The 19365-nt window shown below is 72.2% G+C and carries 17 protein-coding genes; 4 read left to right on the forward strand and 13 right to left on the reverse strand.

What is annotated here, in order from left to right; genetic code table 11:
• Nucleotides 1–23 precede the first annotated feature (23 nt).
• Nucleotides 24–1253: a winged helix-turn-helix domain-containing protein gene (locus tag ACFY29_RS23645; protein WP_386989629.1), complete on the reverse strand. Its 1230-nt coding sequence runs from the start codon at nucleotides 1251–1253 to the stop codon at nucleotides 24–26.
• A gap of 79 nt (nucleotides 1254–1332) precedes the next feature.
• Here ACFY29_RS23645 and ACFY29_RS23650 point away from each other — a divergent pair, with 79 nt between their 5' ends.
• The gene (locus ACFY29_RS23650) at nucleotides 1333–1884 is read left to right on the forward strand and encodes a GNAT family N-acetyltransferase (RefSeq protein WP_386989632.1); all 552 of its coding nucleotides are present in this window, start codon (nucleotides 1333–1335) and stop codon (nucleotides 1882–1884) included.
• On the opposite strand, the gene ACFY29_RS23655 is transcribed toward ACFY29_RS23650, so the two are convergent.
• Nucleotides 1783–3057 carry a glycosyltransferase 87 family protein gene (locus tag ACFY29_RS23655; protein ID WP_386989635.1) on the reverse strand — a complete coding sequence of 425 codons (1275 nt, stop codon included), beginning with the start codon at nucleotides 3055–3057 and terminating at the stop codon, nucleotides 1783–1785. The genes ACFY29_RS23650 and ACFY29_RS23655 overlap by 102 nt on opposite strands.
• Nucleotides 3058–3092: 35 nt before the next feature.
• Here ACFY29_RS23655 and ACFY29_RS23660 point away from each other — a divergent pair, with 35 nt between their 5' ends.
• The gene (locus ACFY29_RS23660) at nucleotides 3093–3677 is read left to right on the forward strand and encodes a GNAT family N-acetyltransferase (RefSeq protein WP_355610945.1); all 585 of its coding nucleotides are present in this window, start codon (nucleotides 3093–3095) and stop codon (nucleotides 3675–3677) included.
• A gap of 46 nt (nucleotides 3678–3723) precedes the next feature.
• Here the strand turns inward: ACFY29_RS23660 and ACFY29_RS23665 are convergent, their stop codons facing one another.
• From ACFY29_RS23665 to ACFY29_RS23680, 4 genes are all read right to left on the reverse strand, one after another.
• Nucleotides 3724–4611 carry a carbohydrate ABC transporter permease gene (locus ACFY29_RS23665; protein WP_355610948.1) on the reverse strand — a complete coding sequence of 296 codons (888 nt, stop codon included), beginning with the start codon at nucleotides 4609–4611 and terminating at the stop codon, nucleotides 3724–3726.
• Between the two features lies 1 nt (nucleotide 4612).
• On the reverse strand, nucleotides 4613–5734 hold the full coding sequence (locus ACFY29_RS23670) for a carbohydrate ABC transporter permease (protein ID WP_386989639.1): 1122 nt from the start codon (nucleotides 5732–5734) through the stop codon (nucleotides 4613–4615).
• A gap of 77 nt (nucleotides 5735–5811) precedes the next feature.
• Nucleotides 5812–7065, reverse strand: a complete 1254-nt coding sequence (locus ACFY29_RS23675) for an extracellular solute-binding protein (RefSeq protein ID WP_328424671.1) — start codon at nucleotides 7063–7065, stop codon at nucleotides 5812–5814.
• Nucleotides 7066–7090: 25 nt separating this feature from the next.
• Nucleotides 7091–8080, reverse strand: a complete 990-nt coding sequence (locus tag ACFY29_RS23680) for a LacI family DNA-binding transcriptional regulator (RefSeq protein ID WP_386989641.1) — start codon at nucleotides 8078–8080, stop codon at nucleotides 7091–7093.
• A gap of 146 nt (nucleotides 8081–8226) precedes the next feature.
• On the opposite strand from ACFY29_RS23680, the gene ACFY29_RS23685 reads away from it, so the two are divergent.
• Nucleotides 8227–10329, forward strand: a complete 2103-nt coding sequence (locus tag ACFY29_RS23685) for a glycogen debranching N-terminal domain-containing protein (RefSeq protein WP_386989645.1) — start codon at nucleotides 8227–8229, stop codon at nucleotides 10327–10329.
• A 21-nt stretch (nucleotides 10330–10350) separates the two neighbouring features.
• Here ACFY29_RS23685 and ACFY29_RS23690 read toward each other — a convergent pair whose 3' ends face one another.
• The 7 genes from ACFY29_RS23690 to truB all read right to left on the reverse strand — a co-directional run bounded on the left by ACFY29_RS23690 (nucleotide 10351) and on the right by truB (nucleotide 18273).
• A complete protein-coding gene (locus tag ACFY29_RS23690) occupies nucleotides 10351–10821 on the reverse strand; it encodes a GNAT family N-acetyltransferase (protein ID WP_355610960.1) in 471 nt (156 codons plus the stop codon).
• Between the two features lie 93 nt (nucleotides 10822–10914).
• Nucleotides 10915–11688: a 4-hydroxy-tetrahydrodipicolinate reductase gene (dapB, locus tag ACFY29_RS23695; protein WP_328424667.1), complete on the reverse strand. Its 774-nt coding sequence runs from the start codon at nucleotides 11686–11688 to the stop codon at nucleotides 10915–10917.
• A gap of 117 nt (nucleotides 11689–11805) precedes the next feature.
• Entirely contained in the window at nucleotides 11806–13203 is a 1398-nt protein-coding gene (locus ACFY29_RS23700) for a pitrilysin family protein (RefSeq protein WP_355610963.1), read from the reverse strand.
• 47 nt (nucleotides 13204–13250) lie between these two features.
• Entirely contained in the window at nucleotides 13251–15647 is a 2397-nt protein-coding gene (locus ACFY29_RS23705; protein ID WP_386989649.1) for a polyribonucleotide nucleotidyltransferase, read from the reverse strand.
• 226 nt (nucleotides 15648–15873) lie between these two features.
• Nucleotides 15874–16143: a 30S ribosomal protein S15 gene (rpsO, locus tag ACFY29_RS23710; protein ID WP_074317913.1), complete on the reverse strand. Its 270-nt coding sequence runs from the start codon at nucleotides 16141–16143 to the stop codon at nucleotides 15874–15876.
• Between the two features lie 201 nt (nucleotides 16144–16344).
• Nucleotides 16345–17274, reverse strand: coding sequence for a bifunctional riboflavin kinase/FAD synthetase (locus tag ACFY29_RS23715; protein ID WP_328424662.1), 930 nt, complete (start codon nucleotides 17272–17274; stop codon nucleotides 16345–16347).
• Nucleotides 17275–17349: 75 nt separating this feature from the next.
• Nucleotides 17350–18273 carry a tRNA pseudouridine(55) synthase TruB gene (gene truB / locus ACFY29_RS23720; protein ID WP_386989653.1) on the reverse strand — a complete coding sequence of 308 codons (924 nt, stop codon included), beginning with the start codon at nucleotides 18271–18273 and terminating at the stop codon, nucleotides 17350–17352.
• Between the two features lie 59 nt (nucleotides 18274–18332).
• Between truB and ACFY29_RS23725 the strand changes: the two genes are divergently transcribed.
• Nucleotides 18333–19355, forward strand: coding sequence for a hypothetical protein (locus ACFY29_RS23725; protein WP_386989656.1), 1023 nt, complete (start codon nucleotides 18333–18335; stop codon nucleotides 19353–19355).
• The last annotated feature ends 10 nt before the right edge of the window (nucleotides 19356–19365 follow it).

The following is a 19365-nucleotide window of genomic DNA, read 5'->3' on the forward strand; positions in this document are numbered from 1 at the left end:
GTCCGGGAGCGCTCGTCACGCGCTCACGGTACACCGGACACGCCGGCCAACGCGGCGGTGAGCGGACCGGCCAGGTCGCCGGCCGCGGGCGGCGCCACCGCGTCCAACCCGAGCCAGCCGGCGAGCCGGTACAGCTCGGCGGCGAGCGCCACTGCGGTCTCCCCCGGGTCGGCCCCGGGCTCGATCCACGCGGCCGGCACCAGCAGCACCCTGGCCTTGCGATCGGCCTTCAGGTCGACCCGCGCGGTGAACCGATCACCTTGGAGGAAGGGCAGCACGTAGTAGCCGTACACCCGCTGCGGCGCCGGGACGTAGATCTCGATCCGGTAGCTGAAGGCGAAGAGCCGTTCGGTGCGGCTGCGCTCCCAGATCAGCGGGTCGAACGGGCTGACCAGCGTGTTGCCCCGGACCCAGCGCGGCAGCCGGGCGCTCGTGTGCAGCCAGGTCGGCTGCCGCCAGCCCGGCACGGTGACCGGCACCAGCTCACCGGCTTCGGCCAGCTCCGCGACGGCCTGCCGGGCACCGGCCAGTGGCAGCCGGTAGTAGTCGCGCAGCTCCGGCTCGGCGGCCACCCCGAGCGACCGCGCGGCGAGGGCGACCAGGGTCCGGTACGCCTCGGCGTCGGTCGGGGTGGACGCGGCCAGCACGGCCGGCGGCAGCACCCGCTCGGGCAAGTCGTAGCGGCGGGCGAAGGAGGTGCTGCGCTCTGCGGCGGTCACCTCACCGGCCCAGAACAGGAACTCCAGCGCCCGTTTCACCGCCGACCAGTTCCACCCCCAGTTGCCGGTCTCCCGGGGTGCGTCGTGTTCGATCTCGGCGGCGGTCAGCGGACCACGGGCGGCCACCTCGTCGCGCACCCAGGCCACCAGCTCCGGCTGCTCCTGAGCGATCCGCCGCATGCCACCCCAGGACTCGCTGTGCGCCCGGGCCATCCGCCAGCGCAGTGTCGGATGCAGACCGACCGGGACCAGCGACGCCTCGTGGCCCCAGTATTCGAACAGCTCGCGGGGGCGGCGGTAGGCGGCCTGGTCAAGCAGGGTGGTCGGATAGGGCCCGAGTCGGCTGTACAGCGGCAGGTAGTGCGCGCGTTGCAGCACGTTGACCGAGTCCATCTGGATCAGCCCGACCCGGTCGAGCACCCGGCGCAGATGCCGACGGGTGGGCAACCCGGCCGGGGCCGGGTCGGCGAAGCCCTGGGCGGCGAGCGCCACCCGCCGGGCCTGGGCAAGCGAGAGTGATTCCGGTGCGGCCATCGTCGGGGACCCTAATTCATTGGTACGACGCCGGTGCGGGAAGCTGGACGGGACGGCTACCGGGGCATAGAACGGTGCAATGCTGACCATCCGCCGGGAGGAACCGGACGACGCCGAGGCGGTCGCCCGGGTACACGTGCACGGCTGGCAGGCGGGCTACGCCGGGTTCATGCCGGACGAGGTGCTCGGGCGGCTCAACGTGCTGGCCTGGGCGCAGCGCCGACGCGACATCGGTACCGCCGACCCGGAGCATCCGTTCACCACCCTGCTCGGCGAGGTGGACGGGCTGCTGGTCGGCTTCACCACCTTCGGGCCGTACCGCCGCGACCAGGACCGGGACGACCTGGACCCGGCGGTCGGCGAGGTGCTGGCGCTCTACGTGGAGCCGGCCTGCTGGGGCGACGGGACCGCTGCCGCGCTGCTGGCCGCCGCCCGAGCCGGGCTCACCGAGCGGGGCTGGACCGGCTACCGGCTGTGGGTACTGGCGGAGAACCTGCGGGCCCGCCGGTTCTGTGAGCGGGCCGGACTGTCAGCGGACGGTGAGCGGTCGACCTACCACGTGCCGCTCGCCGGTGGGAGCCCGCCGGTCGGACTGGTCGAGCTGCGGTACGCCGGACGACTCGACGGCTGACCCGCCCGGGGTCAGCCACCGGCGCACCGGCAGGAAGGCCAGCAGCGCCAGGCTGATCCAGACGTAGGCGTTGCTGCCCACGAAGCCGTCGACGCCGGTGAAGTCCTTCTCCCAGAACCAGACGGTCCGGCTGATCAGCAACACGTACCCGACGGTCGCGGCTACCAGCAGGATCCGGCGGCGGCCACCGGCCGGAGCGGCCATCGCGTTGTCGACCAGCAGGATCAGCGCGGGCAGCAGCCAGACCAGGTGGTGCACCCAGGTGACCGGGCTGACCAGGCACATCACCGCGCCGGTCAGCGCCAGGCCGGTCGCCTCGTCGCCGGCCGCGACGGCGGCCCGGGACCGCCAGGCCCAGAGCGCCAGGGTGCCGAGCACCAACAGCAGCCAGAGCAGGGTGCTCGGGTGCTCCGGGTTGAGCCGGGCGACCACCCCGCGCAGCGACTGGTTGGAGACGAACGCCAACTCGCCCACCCGACCGGTGTTCCACAGCGCTTCGGTCCAGAACTCGCGGGAGGCGTCCGGGAAGAGCGCGCCGGCCAGCAGCGAAACCCCGGCGGCGGCGCCGCTGGCGGTGAGCGCCGCCCGCCAGCGCCCGGTGACCAGCAGGTAGACGATGAAGATGCCCGGGGTCAGTTTGATCGCGGTGGCCAGCCCGATGCCCACCCCGGCCCACCGGTTGCCGGCCGGCAGCAGTCGCAGCAGATCCACCGCCACCAGAAAGAGCAGCAGCGTGTTGACCTGGCCGAAGTTGACCGTCTCCCGCATCGGCTCGAACGCGGCGGCCAGGCAGAGCGCCACGGCGAGGGCGAACCACCCGGTCCAGCCGGCCCGCCGGGCGATCGGGTCGACCAGCCACCAGATCAGCACCGTGGTGGTGACCACGCTGGCGAGCACGCTCACCACGATCGCGGCCGACCACGGCAGGTACGCCATCGGCAGCATGACCAGCGCGGCGAACGGCGGGTAGGTGAAGCCGTACTGGGTGCCGGGCTTGAGGTAGTCGTAGATCTCCCCACCGTCGTGCACCCACCACGTCAACGCGCCGTAGTAGACCTTCAGGTCGAAGAAGCCGTGTCGCACGGCCGCGACGGTGAGGAACGCGGTGACCGCCGCGGCGAGCACCACCACGCCGACGACCTGCGCGGCCGTCCTGTTGGCACCCTGCGCCACCGTCGCCTCCCTGGCCCTGCGTAGGCTTCCGTCCCATGGCTCTCGGGTACGTCCGCCCGGCGCGTCCTGAGGACGCCGGCGAGATCGCACGCATCCAGCTCGCGACCTGGCGGGTCGCGTACCGCCGGATCCTGCCTCGGCACGTGCTCGACAACCTGGACGAGGCGTTCCTCGCCCGGCGGTGGAGCGCCGCGGTGCTGGAGCCGCCCTCTGGCGCACACCGGGTGCTGGTCGCCGTCGAACAGGCCGAGCAATCGTATCTGGTGGGGTTCGCCGCCTCCGGCCCGGCCGACGCCGAGGCGCTGGCTCCGGGCGAGCCGGCCGACGCGCTCGGCCCGGACGTGGCTGCGGTGACCGACCTGCTGGTCGAGCCGCGCTGGGGTCGGCGTGGGCATGGCAGCCGGCTGCTCGCCGCCACCGTCGACCTGTGGCGGGAAGACGGCCTGAGCCGGGCGGTGGCCTGGGCGTTCGAAGGTGACGAGGCGACCCGGAAGTTCCTCACCAGCACCGGTTGGGAGCCCGACGGCTCGGCTCGGGCGCTGGACGTCGACGACATGCTCGTGCCCCAGGTGCGCCTGCACGTGGGTGTTCCGCCCGAGAAGGTGCCAGCGGACGACTGACGTGACCGATGTGGCGGCCCGCGCCGGGGCCGCCACACCTGTCGGGTCAGCCCTTGTCTGAGCCGTCGTTGGCGTCCCGGACGAAGTACCGCTGGAACACCACGAAGATGATCGCCACCGGGATGGTGGCCAGCAGCGCGGCGCCCAGCTTGAGCGGATACTGGGTGCCGCTGCCGAGCGACCCGCTGACCAGGTCGGCCAGGCCACGCGGCAGGGTGAACAGGTCCGGGTCCTGCACCGCCACCAGGCTGTGCGGAAACTCGTTCCAGGAGCCCTGGAACGACAGGATGGTCAGGGTGATCAGCGCCGGTTTCGCCATCGGCAGCACCACCGACCAGAAGGTCCGGAAGATGCTCGCCCCGTCGATCCGGGCGGCCTCCTCCACGCTCAGCGGGATCGACTCGAAGAACTGCTTCATGATGAACACCCCGGCCGCGTCGGCCAGCAGCGGCACCACGAGACCGGCGTAGCTGTTGTAGAGGCCGAGCTGGTTGAGCACCAGGAACTTCGGGATCAGCAGCACCACTCCGGGCACCGCCATCACCGCGATGACCGCGGCGAACAGCCCGCCGCGACCCCGGAACCGCAGCCGGGCCAGCGCGTACCCGGCGAGCGAGTCGAAGAACACCCGACCGATGGTGACCAGCACCGTCACCAGCAGCGAGTTGCCCAGCCAGAGCGGGAAGCTGGTGCCCGCGAAGATCCGTTCGAAGCCGGCCAGTGAGAGCGGGTCCGGGAACGGCGAGAGCGGGTTGGCCGCCGCGTCCGACTCGGTCTTGAGCGCGTTGCCGATCTGAATGACGAACGGGTAGAGGAACACCAGCCCGAAGAAGACCAGCGTGGCGTACCCCAGGAAGCGGGTGGCCAGGGTCCGGGCCGCGCGCTGGTCGCGCCGCGCGGGCGCCGCCGGCGGGCGGTCGGTCAGCACGGCCATCTCAGGACCTCTCCGGTACGCGCCGACGCCACCAGCCGCGGCGCGGCCGGTCGGTGTCCCGTTCGGCCAGCGCCCGGCGCTGGATCAGCGTGAGCACGATGATGATCAGGAACAGCACGAACGAGATCGCCGCGCCGGAGCCGTAGTCGAAGTCCCGGAACGCGGTCCGGTACGACAGGTAGGCCGGGGTGAGCGTGGTCTTGGCCGGGCCACCCTGACTCATCACGTACACCTGGTCGAAGACCTGCCAGGAGCCGATCAGGCCGAGGGTGAGCACCAGGAAGGTGGTCGGCCTGATCAGCGGCAGGGTGACGTGCCGGAACCGCTGCCACCGGGACGCGCCGTCGAGGGTGCTCGCCTCGTCGAGGGCGACCGGCACGTTCTGCAACCCGGCCAGGAACATCAGCATGAAGGTGCCGGAGGTGGTCCAGACCACCAGAGTGATGATCGATATCATCGCCACGCTGGGCCCCGCCAACCAGTCCCACCAGCTCAGCCCGAACGGGCCGCCGTCGGTCAGCGCCGCCGGGGGCGAGTCGACACCGACCGCGCCGAACAGCAGGTGCAGCACGCCCCGGGAGTCCGCGAACCACTCCGGGCCGTCGATCCCGAGGAAGCCGAGCAGCGCGTTGACCGCCCCGGAGTTGGCGAAGAGGAACAGGAACACCACGCTGATCGCGACCGAGCTGGTGACCGAGGGGAAGTAGAAGGCGCTGCGGAAGAAGCTCTTGCCCTTGAGCATCCGGTTGTTGACGACCAGCGCCAGCCCGAGGGCGAGGGCGGTCTGCGCCGGCACCACGATCGCCACGTAGTAGATGTTGTTGCGGATGCTGGTCATGAAGTCGCGGCGGGCCAGCCCGTCCTCGGTGAACAACTGGGTGTAGTTGTGCCCGCCGACGAACGGCACCTCACCCGTGAACGGGCTGCCCTGACCGTTCCAGTCGGTCAGGCTGACCCAGAACGCCATCAGGATCGGCAGCAGCAGGAACAACCCCAGGATGACGATCACCGGTGCGACGAAGAGCCAGCCGGCGAGGTTCTCGTTGCTGCGGATGCCGCCCCGGCCTCGGCGAGGGCGCCTCCCCGGCGTGGTCGCCACGGCGGCCAGTGTCTCGGTTGCCATCTTCCTTCCCTCCCTCCCTGTCTCGGGCCGAAGGTGAAGCGGGGGCCCCGGGTGCTACCGGGACCCCCGCCGTCACCTCAGCTGCCGCCGAGTGCCGCCTTGGCGTTCTTGTCGAAGTTCTGCAGCACCGTCTTCGGGTCGCCGTTGGTCAGGCCCTGCAGACCGGTGTCGAGCTCACTGAGGACGCTGTCCATCTTCGGGGCGTTCACCGGACCCTGGGCGTACGCGGCGCCGTCGATGAACGGCTTGTCCGCCGGGAAGGCGGCGGTGTACTGGTCGCGCACCGACTGCCGGGACGGCATCACGCCGAACGCCTTGGCGAAGGCCATCTGCTGCTCGCCGCTGGTCATCGCCTCGACGAACTTGATCGCCTGGTCCTTGAACTTGCTCTTCGCCGCGATGCCCCAGCACTGGGTGAAGGAGAGCGTGCCCTGGCCCTTCGCACCGGCCGGCAGCGGGACGACCTTGTACTTGACGTTCGGGAAGTCGTTCTGCAGGGCGCCCTTGATCCAGTTGCCCTCGATGGTCATCACGGCCTTGCCCTTGCCGAACGCCTCACCGGACCAGCCGGCGTCGAGCTGCTTCGGGAACTTGGCCAGGCCACCGGTGAGCATGGTCTTGACGTACTGGAGGGCGGCCAGGTTCTCCGGGGTGTCGGCGGTGGGCTGCTTGCCGTCCTTGCTCAGCAGCCAGCCACCGTTCTGCACCATGAAGGCGCCGATCCGGTCCCGGGTGTCGCCGAGGGCCAGCGGGACCTGCCCCTTGGCCTTGATCTTCTGGGCGGTCGTGGTGAGCTGGTCCCAGGTGGTCGGCACGTCGGCGTCGGTCAGCCCGGCCTTGGCCCACAGGTCGGTGTTGATCTGCAGGGCCAGGGTGGAGAAGTCCTTCGGCGCGCAGTAGAGCTTGCCGTCGTAGGAGAACGTGGTGCGCAGGCTCTCGTAGAAGTCGCCCGAGTTGCTGACCTTGTCGCCGTACGGCTCCAGCGCGCCGACGCTGGCGTAGTCGGCGAACCGGGCCGCGTCGACGTAGAAGACGTCCGGCGGGGTGCCACCGGCGAGGGCCTGGCCGAGCTGCTGGGTGAGGTCCTGCGCGGGGGTGACCGTGGCGGTGTTGCCGGAGCTGCCGGCCCACTTCGCCGCGGCGTCCTGGACGGCCTTGGTCTCGGCCTCGCCCGAGGAGCCGATCAGGATCTGCAGGCTGGCGGGCCCGCTGCTGGACTGGGCGGCGTCGCCGGACGAGTCGTCGAAGCCGCTGCCGCAGGCCGCGGAGCCGAGGAGTGCGACGGCGGCGAGGCCGGCCACCGCCGCCCGGGTGAGGGTTCGAGGTGCCATGGTTTCTCCTGGTGGGGGGAAGGGACTAGGCGGTGTGCCGGAGCGCCAGCGCGGGCTGGAGCAGCACGTGGGTGGGCGTCTCGTGGTTGCCGTCGAGGACCCCGGTGAGCAGGTCCACGCAGCGGGCGGCGGCCTCGCCGAGCGGCTGGCTGACGCTGGCCAGCCCCACCGCCGCGGCCACCGGCGTGTCGTCGAAGCCGATCACCGACACGGGCGGGTCGGTGCCGCGGATCGCCTGGAGGGCGCCGAGGGCTAGCGAGTCGCTGGCGCAGACCACGGCGGTCGGCGCCACGGCGACGAGCAGGTCGCGCATCAGCCGCTCGCCCTCAGCGATGCCGTCCTCGGTCTCCCGGTGCAGCCCGGTCGGGTCGACGCCGGCCGCGCGCAGCGCGTCGCGCCAGCCGGCCCGGCGGTCGTCGCCGACGCCGGAGCCGAGCGGCCAGCCGATGAAGGCGATCCGCCGGTGCCCGGCGGCCAGCAGGTGCCGGGTGGCCTGGGCGGTGCCGGCGGCGCCGTCCACGTCCACCCAGGGGTGGGCGTCGAGTGCGTCCCACGGCCGGCCGAAGGTCACGAACGGCACGTCCCGGCCGGCCAGCCAGGCGGTACGCGGGTCGCCGTACTTCGTGCCGACGAGCACGAACGCGTCCAGCTCGTACGTGCCGAGCAGGTCGTCGTAGCTGGCGATCTCCCGTTCGTCGTCGGTGGCGGTGTAGAGCAGCACCCGATAGCCGGCGGCGTCGGCGGTCTCGGTGAGGCCGTGCAGGAAGCGGTCGAGCACCGAGCCGTTGATGCCATCGCGAGTGGGCTCGATCCGGGCGGCGATGAGACGGGACCGGCCGGTGCGCATCTGTCGGGCGGCCTGGTTGGCCCGGTAGCCGAGCGCGCTGATCGCGTCCTCGACCCGCAGCCGGGTCTCCTCCCGCACGATGTGCGGGGCGTTGAGCACGTTGGACACCGTCTGCCGGCTCACTCGGGCGTGCTGGGCCACCGTGGCGATGGTCACCTTTTCAGCCACTAAATCCCTCTCGCCATCTTGAACGATCCAATCTGGATAAGGCAGGATTAGATCGTTCAAGTTTCTGGAATGTTTCGCACTTTGCACCGCCGGGGGCTGCGTTGTCAAGACGTCCGCCCCGCACCCTCAGGATCTGGAGCCACACCGTGATCGAACGCCAGCTGCAACCCCTCCTGCACGAGTTGGTCGGGGTGGTCCTCGCCCCGACCAGCGCGCTGGGGGACGCGACCGGGCAGATCCGCCCGACCGGCGTCCAGGGCGTCTTCCACGCCGACGCCCGCGTGCTCTCCCGGGCGGAGTTACGCGTCGACGACCGGGAGATGGAAGGGCTGACCCGCAGCGACGACGGCCCGCACGGCGTCCGCTTCGTGAGCCTGGCGCGCTGGCTCGGCGACCCCGTGCCCGACCCCACCGTCCGGATCGACCGGCTCCGCCGGGCCACCCGCAACGGCCTCACCGAGGAGCTGCGGATCGTCTCCACCGCCACGGTCGGAGTACGCGCCACCGTCAGCGTCGACCTCGGCTGCGACCTGGCGCCCATCGAGGTGGTCAAGTCCGGTGCCGCCGCGACGCCACTGGAGGCCAAGACCGGCCAGCCCGGCGTCCTCACCTGGTCGGCAGAGGGGATCACCGTCACCGTCACCGGCGCGGGCGCCGACGTGCTCGCCACCGATGAGCGGGTCACCGCACCCCGGCTGGCCTGGCCCGTCGAGCTGCCCCCCGGCGGCGAGACGGTGCTGCGCTGGCACCTGACCGTCGAGGATCCGCGCGCCGTGGTCGTCGGCCCGGCCGGCGAGCCGGACTGGTCCCGGCCCGAGGTGACCGCGGACGACCGGCGGCTGGTCCGGCTGCTCGACCGCAGCCTGGACGACCTGCGCGGGCTGCGACTGGCCGAGACCGGCGCCCCACGGGACGTCTTCCTCGGTGCCGGGGTGCCCTGGTTCCTCACCCTGTTCGGCCGGGACAGCCTCTGGGCCGCCCGGATGATGCTGCCGCTCGGCACCGACCTGGCCGCCGGCACCCTCCGGGTGCTCGCCCGCCGACAGGGCACCCGGATCGACCCGGCCACCGGCGAGGCCCCCGGCAAGATCCTGCACGAGTTGCGCCGGCACGAGTTCGCACTGCCCGACGACGGGCTGCGCCTGCCACCGGCCTACTACGGCACCGTCGACGCCACCATGCTCTGGGTCAACCTGCTGCACGACGCCTGGCGCTGGGGTCTGCCGGCCGAGCAGATCGAGCCGCTGCTGCCGTACCTGGAGGCGGCACTGCGCTGGCTCGGCGAGCACGCCGACCCCGACGGCGACGGGCTGGTCGAGTACGTCGACACCACCGGCCACGGACTGTCCAACCAGGGCTGGAAGGACTCCGGCGACGCCGTCCGGTTCCACGACGGCTCCCTGGCCACCGCACCCATCGTGCTGGCCGAGGTGCAGGGGTACGCGCACGAGGCGGCGGTGAACGGCGCCGCGCTGCTGGACGCCTTCGGTCGCCCAGGCGGGGATCGCTGGCGCGAGCACGCCGCCGCGCTGGCCCGCCGGTTCCGGGACAGCTTCTGGGTCGACGGCCGGCACGGCCCGCAGCCCGCGCTGGCCCTCGACCGGGACAAGCGCCCGGTCGACTCGCTGACCAGCAACATCGGCCACCTGCTCGGCACCGGCCTGCTCAGCGGCGACGAGGAGGACCAGGTCGCGCGCCTGCTCACCACCGACGCGCTCGCCGGCGGCTTCGGGCTGCGGACCATGTCCACCGACGACGCCGGCTTCAGCCCACTGTCGTACCACTGCGGCTCGATCTGGACGCACGACACCGCGATCGTGCTCGCCGGGCTGGCCCGGGCCGGGCACCGCGACGCCGCGCTCAGCCTGGCCGAAGGTCTGCTCACCGCGGCCGAGGCATTCGACTACCGGCTGCCCGAGCTGTACGGCGGCGACGACCGGTCGCTGGTGAACCGCCCGGTGCCGTACCCGGCGGCGTGCCGGCCGCAGGCCTGGGCCGCGGCCAGCGCGGTGCTGCTGCTCCAGGCCGCCACCGGGCTCTACCCCGACGTGCCGGCCGGCACGGTCCGGCTGGCACCGCTGGCCGGAGCCGAACTCGGCGCGCTCACGGTCAACGGCCTGCGACTGGGCGGCGCACCGGTGAACATCACCGTCGACCGAACCGGCCACCCCACCCTCACCGGCCTACCCACAACCCTGACCCCGACCGTCCCCACCCAACGCCGCCCCACCACCCCCCTCCCCCACTGACCCCACCCCAACCGGGGTGGGTCAGCGGGTTCGTTCGGCGATCAGTTCCTCGTCGTCCATGGCGCCGGTGGGGTGGAAGTCCAGGGCTGTGTAGAGGCGGGCGGCCTGGGTGTTGTCGGGGTGGTACGAGAGGCGGACCGGGGGGTTGCCGTCCCTGCTGGCCAGCCAGGTCGCCAGGGTCTGCACGGTGGCCCGGCCCACGCCCCGGTTCTGCTCGGCGGCGTCGATGACCATCCCGCCGATCCAGTGCGAGCCGTCGTCGTCCACACCCCACATGACGTGGCCGACGACGGTCTCGTCGGCGTACACCGCGAGCGAGGTCCACACCTCGGAGCGGGTGCTGAGCAGCAGGTAGCGGGCGGCCAGCGCGGCCACGAACCGACGCTGGTCGTCGCGCGGGGCGACGTCGGCCACCGCCCGCCAGTTGTCGTCGTCCACCGGGCGCAGGGTGACCCGGCGTCCGGCCCGGTCCAGGTGTCCACTATTGATCATGGAGGCAGCCTAGAATCGGCCCGCCCCACCCGCGACCAGGTTTCCGCCCCGGACGACCGGCCACCGGGCGCCGGCGCACCCGTCGAACGGCGGTCAGTCGAGCAGGGCGTCCAGGGCGACGGTGAGGCCGGGACGGTTGGGCACCGCGCGGACGGCCAGCAGCACGCCCGGCATGAACGACGCCCGGTCGTACGAGTCGTGCCGGATGGTCAACGTCTCGCCGGTGGTGCCGAAGAGCACCTCCTGGTGGGCGACCAGCCCGGTGGCGCGCACGGCGTGTACGCGTACCCCGTCGATCTCGGCGCCCCGCGCGCCCGGCACCTCGTCCTTGGTGGCGTCCGGCACCGGCCCGAGGCCGGCCTCGGCGCGGGCCCGGGCGATCTGTCGGGCGGTGTGCGTGGCCGTGCCGCTCGGGGCGTCCAGCTTGCGCGGGTGGTGCTGCTCGATGATCTCAACGGACTCGAAGTGCCGGGCGGCCCGCGCGGCGAACTGCATCATCAGCACCGCGCCGATGCCGAAGTTCGGTGCGATCACGACGCCCACGCCGGGCTTGCGGGCCAGCCAACCGCGCACCCGCTCCAGCCGCTGCTCGGTGAAGCCCGTGGTGCCGACCACGGCGTTGATGCCCTGATCGATGCACCAGTGCAGGTTGTCCATGACGACGTCCGGCGTGGTGAAGTCGACGACCACCTCGGCGCCGGCGTCGGAGGCGGCGAAGAGGCCGTCACCCTGGTCGATCATCGCCACGAGCTCAAGGTCGTCGGCGGCGTCCACCGCCTTGCACACCTCGATGCCCATCCGGCCCCGGGCACCCAGCACACCGACCCGCAGCGGCTCGGCCGGGTTTCTCTCCTGCTCGTCAGTCACGGGGCACAACCTATCCCAATCGGGACGCGCACCCCCGGCCGGATCGGGTCCCCACCAGGTGCCGGGACGCCCCCCACCCAGCGGCGGGACCACCCGCCCGACGGACGGCGGCAGCCCTCAGTTGGTGAAGTCGCTGGCGCCGAACGGGCCGACCACGGCCAACGACATCGGCCGGCTGAGCAGCTCCGCGGCGAGGGAGTTCACGTCCGCCACGGTGACCTCGTCGACACGGCGGAGCAGCTCGTCCACCGGCATCAGGTCGCCGTAGAGCAGCTCCCCCTTGGCCAGCCGGCTCATCCGGGAACCGGTGTCCTCCAGGCCGAGCACGAACGAGCCCTTGCTCATCCCCTTGCCCCGGGCAACCTCGGCCTCGGTCAACCCGTCGGCGGCCACCCGGGCCAGCTCGGCGCGGGTCAGGGCCAGCACCTCGTCCACCTTGCCCGGCGCGCAGCCGGCGTAGACGGCGAACAGGCCGCTGTCGGCGTACTGGCTGGCGTAGGAGTAGACCGAGTACGCCAGGCCGCGCTGCTCCCGGATCTCCTGGAACAGCCGGCTGGACATGCCGCCGCCGAGCACGTTGTTGAGCACCCCGAGGGCGAAGCGCCGCTCGTCGAGGCGGTCGATGCCGGGGCAGCCGAGGATGACGTGCGCCTGCTCGGTCTCCTTCGGCTCCACCAGGGTGGTGGCCGGTCGGGTTCGTACCGCCGGGGTGGCCTCGCGGTGCGGCGCCGGGGTCGCCGGGTCGCTGTCCAGCGGGGTGCCGCGCACCGCCTGGCGGACCAGCTTGACCACCGCGGCGTGGTCGAGGTTGCCGGCCGCGGCGATGACGATCTCCGGCGCGGTGTAGCGGCGCCGGTAGAAGCTCTGGATCTGCCGCCGGGTCATCGGCGTGACGGTCTCCTCGGTGCCGGAGATCAGTCGGCCCAGCGGGTGGTCGCCGTAGACGGCGCGGGCGAAGAGGTCGTGCACCTCGTCGCCGGGCTCGTCGTCGTGCATGGCGATCTCTTCGAGGATCACGCCGCGCTCGGTCTCCACGTCGGCCGGCTCCAGCAGCGAGTCGGCGACCAGGTCGCACATCACGTCGATCGCCAGCGGCAGGTCCTCGTCCAGCACGCGGGCGTAGTAGCAGGTGTATTCCTTCGTGGTGAAGGCGTTCGTCTCACCACCCACCGCCTCGATCTGCGACGAGATCTCCAGCGCGGTGCGCTTGTGGGTGCCCTTGAAGAGCAGGTGCTCCAGGAAGTGCGCGGCGCCGGCCTGCGGGCCGGTCTCGTCCCGCGAGCCGACCGACACCCAGATGCCGAAGGAGACGCTGCGCATCGCCGGGATCGCCTCGGTGAGCACGCGCAGGCCGCTGGGCAGCACGGTACGTCGTACCGTGCCGCCCAGCGGGTCGTCGCTGAGCGTCCGGGTCACCGCCCGGGCGGTGCCGCCGGAGCGGCCCGCCCCGGTGTCCCGAGACGCAGCCACCCCCCGTCGATCCGGTGGAAACGGCGCACTGAAGGCCCGACTCACGTACTGCTCCCGGTTCGACGAGGGGTGGGTGATGCGATGTACGACGATCAGCTGTGCCGGGTCCGGCGGCGCGGACGCTCGCCGCCCTCGCCACCCTCGCCGCCGCCGCTGCCGCCCTCGCCGCCGCCAGTGCCGCGCTCCGGGCCACGCCCGCCCCGCTCGCCGCCACGCTCGCGGTCACCGCGGTCACGCGGGCCACGGTCGCCCCGGTCCCGGCCAGCCGGACGGTCGCCACCGGCGGCCTCACCGGCGGCCGGCGCCTCGGCGCCCTCCGGACGGACCTTGTCCAGGTAGATCTTGCCGCGGGCGTCGATGTCCGCGATCTCGACCTCGACCCGGTCGCCGACGTTGAGGAAGTCCTCAACGCGCTCGACCCGCTTGCCGTCGCCCACCTTGGAGATGTGCAGCAGGCCGTCGCGACCCGGCAGCAGCGAGATGAACGCACCGAACGCGGCGGTCTTGACCACCGTGCCGAGGAACCGCTCGCCCTGCTTCGGCAGCGTCGGGTTGGCGATCCCGTTGATCCGGTCGACGGCCGCCTGGGCCGACGGGCCGTTGGTGGCGCCGACGTAGATCGTGCCGTCGTCCTCGATGGAGATCTCGGCGCCGGTCTCGTCCTGGATCGCGTTGATGGTCTGCCCCTTCGGGCCGATCACCATGCCGATCTTGTCGACCGGGATCTTGACGGTGGTGACCCGCGGCGCGTAGTCCGACATCTCGGCCGGAGCCTCGATCGCCGCCTTCATCACGCCGAGGATGACCTGCCGGGCCTCGTTCGCCTGCTGCAACGCGGCGGCCAGCACGTCCGACGGGATGCCGTTGAGCTTGGTGTCGAGCTGGAGCGCGGTGACGAAGTCCGGCGTACCGGCGACCTTGAAGTCCATGTCACCGAACGCGTCCTCGGCACCGAGGATGTCGGTCAGCGTCACGTACTGGGTCTTGCCGTCCACCTCGTCGGAGATGAGGCCCATGGCGATGCCGGCGACCGGCGCCTTCAGCGGCACACCCGCGGAGAGCAGGCCCAGCGTCGAGGCGCAGACCGAACCCATCGAGGTGGAGCCGTTGGAGCCGAGCGCCTCGGAGACCTGCCGGATGGCGTACGGGAACTCCTCGCGCGACGGCAGCACCGGGATCAGCGCCCGCTCGGCGAGCGCGCCGTGGCCGATCTCGCGCCGCTTCGGCGAGCCGACCCGGCCGGTCTCACCGGTCGAGTACGGCGGGAAGTTGTAGTTGTGCATGTAGCGCTTGCGGTTCTCGGGGGACAGCGTGTCCACCATCTGCTCCATGCGGAGCATGTTCAGCGTGGTGACGCCCAGGATCTGGGTCTCGCCCCGCTCGAACAGCGCTGAACCGTGCACCCGGGGCAGCACGCCGACCTCGGCGGTCAGCGACCGGATGTCACGCGGGCCGCGGCCGTCCATCCGGACCTGCTCGCGCAGCACCCGGTTGCGCACCTCGGACTTGGTCAGCGACCGGAAGGCGGCGCTGAGCTCCTTCTCCCGACCCTCGAACCGACCGCCCAGCTCCTCGGCGACCCGGGCCTTGACCCGGTCCAGGGCCTCCTCGCGGTCCGCCTTGCCGGCGATGGTGATCGCCTCGGCCACGTCGCCGCGGGCCAGCTCGGCCACCGCGTCGTACACGTCGTCCTGGTAGTCCAGGAACACCGGGAACTCGGTGACCGGCTTGGCGGCGACCTCGGCCAGCTCGCTCTGCGCGCGGCACAGCTCGCGGATGGCGGGCTTGGCGGCCTCCAGGCCGCTGGCCACGATCTCCTCGGTCGGCGCGACGGCGCCGCCCGCGATCAGGGCGACCGCGTTCGGCGTGGCCTCGGCCTCGACCATCATGATCGCGACGTCGCCGTCCTCGAGCGTGCGGCCGGCCACGACCATGTCGAAGGTGGCCCGGGCCAGCTCCTCCAGGGTCGGGAAGGCAACCCACTGGCCGTCGATGTGCGCGACCCGGGTCGCACCGATCGGGCCGGAGAACGGCAGACCCGACAGCTTGGTCGACATCGAGGCGGCGTTGATGGCCACGACGTCGTACGGGTGCTGCGGGTCGAGCGCGAGGATGGTCTCGACGACCTGGACCTCGTTGCGCAGGCCCTTGACGAAGGACGGGCGCAGCGGCCGGTCGATCAGCCGGCAGGTGAGGATCGCGTCCTCGCTGGGCCGGCCCTCACGGCGGAAGAACGAGCCGGGGATCCGGCCCGCGGCGTACATCCGCTCCTCGACGTCGACGGTCAGCGGGAAGAAGTCGAACTGCTCCTTCGGGTGCTTACCGGCGGTGGTGGCGGAGAGAACGACCGTCTCACCCAGCTGGGCGATGACGGAACCGGCGGCCTGGCGGGCCAGCCGGCCGGTGGAGAAGGTGATCTCACGGGTGCCGAAGGACCCGTTGTCGATCACAGCGGTACGGGATTCGGTGCCGAGTGTGGTCTCGGTCATGTGCTGTCGTGCTCCTTCGCGTCGTGGGCCCACGACATTGGGGAGCTGCTCAGCCGGCCGGTCTTCGATCGAAGCGCCCGGGTGGCCGGCATGATGCCGGGGTTCCCGGGGGCCACTACCGGAGACCGGTACGCTGACCGGCTCCCTCTCGGGTGGTCGCGCGGCCCGTGTTTTTCAGGTGGGACGCCGATCGGGGGAGCGGCCGGTCGGCCACTCCCCCGTCACGTCACCGGCGCAGGCCGAGCCGCTCGATGAGCGACCGGTAGCGGGCAATGTCCTTCTTCTGGACGTAGTTGAGCAGCCGACGGCGCCGGCCGACCAGCAGCAGCAGCCCACGGCGGCTGTGGTGGTCGTGCTTGTGCACCTTCAGGTGCTCGGTCAGCTCAGCGATCCGCTTGGTGAGGACCGCAACCTGGACCTCCGGCGAACCGGTGTCGCCCTCGGCGGTCGCGTACTCCGCACGGATCGTGGCCTTGGCTTCCTGGTCGAGCGCCATGTTCTCCCTGTTTCGGTGGGTTGATCAAGTAGGTGTCCGTCGTCCCGGTGGACCGGGAACGGACCGGTACCTCGCACCCGCGGCGTCGAGCAGGCACGCGAGGCCCCACGCCGGTCACCCGACGTCTCCGCAAGACTACCAGCACTCGCCGATAGCACCCGGTCAAGGGCTCGGCCGAGGCCGCATCGTCTCGCGCGACGATCAGGCCAGAGCGCGCCGGGTGCGTACGACGTCCTGTTCCATCTGGGCGATCAACGGCTCGATCGAGTCGTACCGGATCTGTCCGCGCAGGTGCGCCACGAAGTCCAGGGCCAGCCGCTCGCCGTAGAGGTCGCCGTCGAAGTCCAGCGCGTACCCCTCCACCCGCCGCTCCCGGCCGGAGAAGGTCGGGTTGGTGCCCACCGACACCGCTGCCATCAGCGGCTCGCGCTGCCCGCGACGGACCAGCCGGGCCGCGTACACCCCGTCGGCGGGCACCGCCGCGTGCCGGTGGCAGAGCAGGTTGGCGGTGGGGAAGCCCAGCTCCCGTCCGCGCTGGTCGCCGCGGACCACCACGCCCTCCAGCCGGTGCGGGCGACCCAGTGCGGCCGCAGCCGCGCCCACGTCGCCCGCATCGACGCAGGAGCGGATGTAGGTGGAGGAGAAGACGGTCCCGTCCTCGGCGACCAGCGGGCCGCCCTCCACGCCGAAACCGAAGGTGCGGCCCAGCCGCTCCAGAAGTGCCACGTCGCCGGCCGCCCGGTGCCCGAAGCGGAAGTTGCTGCCGACCACCACCAGCGCCGCGTGCAGGTGCTCGACCAGGATGTCGTGCACGAACTGTTCGGCCGGCAGCCGGGAGAACTCCGGGGTGAACGGCACCACGCAGAGCACGTCCACGCCGAGCGCCTCGATCAGCTCCGCCTTGCGGGCCGGCTCGGTGAGCACCGCCGGATGCGAGCCGGGGCGGACCACCTCGGCCGGGTGCGGGTCGAAGGTGACCACCACCGACTGCACACCCAACTCCCGGGCCCGGGCCACCGCGTGCCCGATGGTCGACTGGTGCCCCTTGTGCACGCCGTCGAAGACGCCGATGGTGACGACCGAGCGCCCCCACCCACCGGGCGCCGCGTCGTACCCCCGCCACCGCTGCATGCCGCTCCTCCCTGCTGGCCCGCCGACCGGCGGGTGAAACCGCCGGCCGCTGGCCGGCGGACCTGCGCCCCGCCGTCAGGCCGGGGCGAGCACGATCTCCGCGCGGGCCCGGCCGTCCCGCTCGCTGACGATAGCGATCAGTCCGCCGGCCGGCCCGAAGACGGCGTACGGCCCGGCGAGGCCGGTCGGGTCCAGCGGACCGCCGTGGGCGAGCACCCGAGCCTCGTCGGGCGTGGCCTCCCGGCGCGGGAAGAACCGGTCGGCGGCCGCGTCCAGCGGCAGGTTGACCACGTCCGGGGCGCGTTGCTCCAGCTCGTCGAGGGTGGCCGCCTCGGCGATGGTGAAGCCGCCCACCGCGGTCCGGCGCAGCGCGGTCAGGTGGCCACCGACCCCCAGCGCGAGGCCCGCGTCCCGGGCGATGGCCCGGATGTACGTCCCGGAGGAGCAGGTCACGTCCACGTCCACGTCCACCACGTCCGGCTCGGTGCGGCGGATCGCCAGCACCTCCAGCCGGGAGATGGTGACCCGCCGCGCCGGCAGCTCGACGGTCTCCCCGTCGCGCACCCGCTTGTACGCCCGCTGCCCGTCGATCTTGATGGCGCTGACCGCGCTCGGCACCTGGTCGATCTCACCGGTCAGCGCGCTCAGCGCGGCACGGATCCCGTCGTCGGTGACCTGACCCGCCGGGGTGCTGGCGATCACGTCGCCCTCGGCGTCGTCGGTGATGGTGGCCTGGCCGAGTCGGATGGTGCCGGTGTAGCTCTTGCCGGCGCCGATCACGTAGGTCAGCAGTCGGGTGGCCCGGCCCACCCCGATCACCAGCACACCGGTGGCCATCGGGTCGAGGGTGCCGCCGTGCCCGACCCTCCGGGTCTTCGCCAGCCGGCGGATCCGCGCCACCACGTCGTGCGACGTCATGCCGCCGGGCTTGTCGACCACGATCAGACCATCGGTGCTCACGACGCCCAAGCCTGCCAGACCGGCCCGGCGACGGGGCACCAGGGCGGCGTGCCGGATGCGAAGATCACTCGCCCGCTCCCGTCGACCCAGGACGACAGATGACCAGCGAAGACCCCGCCAGCCCGCCCACCACCGTGGCCCGATACAGCGTCGCCACCGAACCCGAGCGGATCCGGGTACCGGACTGGATGCGGGAGCCCGCGACGGAACACGCGTTGACCCGGCGGGATCGGCTCCGACTGCTGTGGGAGCGGCACGCCGGAAAGCTGCTCGGCGGCGTCGGCGCGGTGGTCGCCCTGGTGCTGGTGGCCATCCTGGGCTGGAGCGGATTCAGCGCCGTGCAGCGGATCCACAACGGAGAGCCGCTGAGGCCGGGACTGGCCAGATCGCCCTCGCCGGCGCCGCGGCCGGTCGACGAGAGCGGCAACAGCCTCGGGCCGTTCGTCGCCACGCCGGCCGAGAAGTACGCCGTGGGCGAGGCCGCCATCACCCTGCCTGCGGCCCGGGCCGCCGCCCCGTTCACCGCCAAGCAGGTTGCCGACGCGCTGGCGATGGTCAAGCAGGCGCTGGTCGAGGGTCGGCTCGATGTCTCGATGCTCCTCGGTAAGCCCGACAAGTTCCTCGCCCTGCTGGCGCCGGAAGACCGGGACCACGTGCGTAAGGAGTTCGCGGAGGGCGCGAGCCTGGGCTACGCCACCCGGACCGACCGCGACGCGTCCCCAGAGTTGGAGTTCAGGGACGGCATTCGGGCCAGCGGCACCGTGCAGTACCGGTCGACCGTCGACCGCGACGGGATCCGGGTGCTGGAGATCTCCACCCGGTTCATCTGGGTCTACTCCTTCGACCTGCCCCGACCGCAGGCGTACCCGCCCGGCGCCGAACTCGTCACCCTTCGGGACGAGGTGGTCTGGCACGTACCGCATCCGGAGGACGTCCGGTCGACCTCGCGCGGGCTCTGGGTGGAGAGCGCCGACGTCACCGTGCTCAACGCCACCTGCCCTGCGCTCCGGAAAGGCCTGATCGACCTGGAGGTTGAGCCGGAACGACGCCTGCCGGCGGCGGCACCGACCGGGGACATCTACGGCCCGGGCTGGCGTCCCGGCGACGGCGAGGAATGCTGACCGGCGGGCC

Origin of the sequence: Micromonospora sp. NPDC000668, assembly GCF_042897975.1 — a bacterium.
Lineage (GTDB): Bacteria > Actinomycetota > Actinomycetes > Mycobacteriales > Micromonosporaceae > Micromonospora.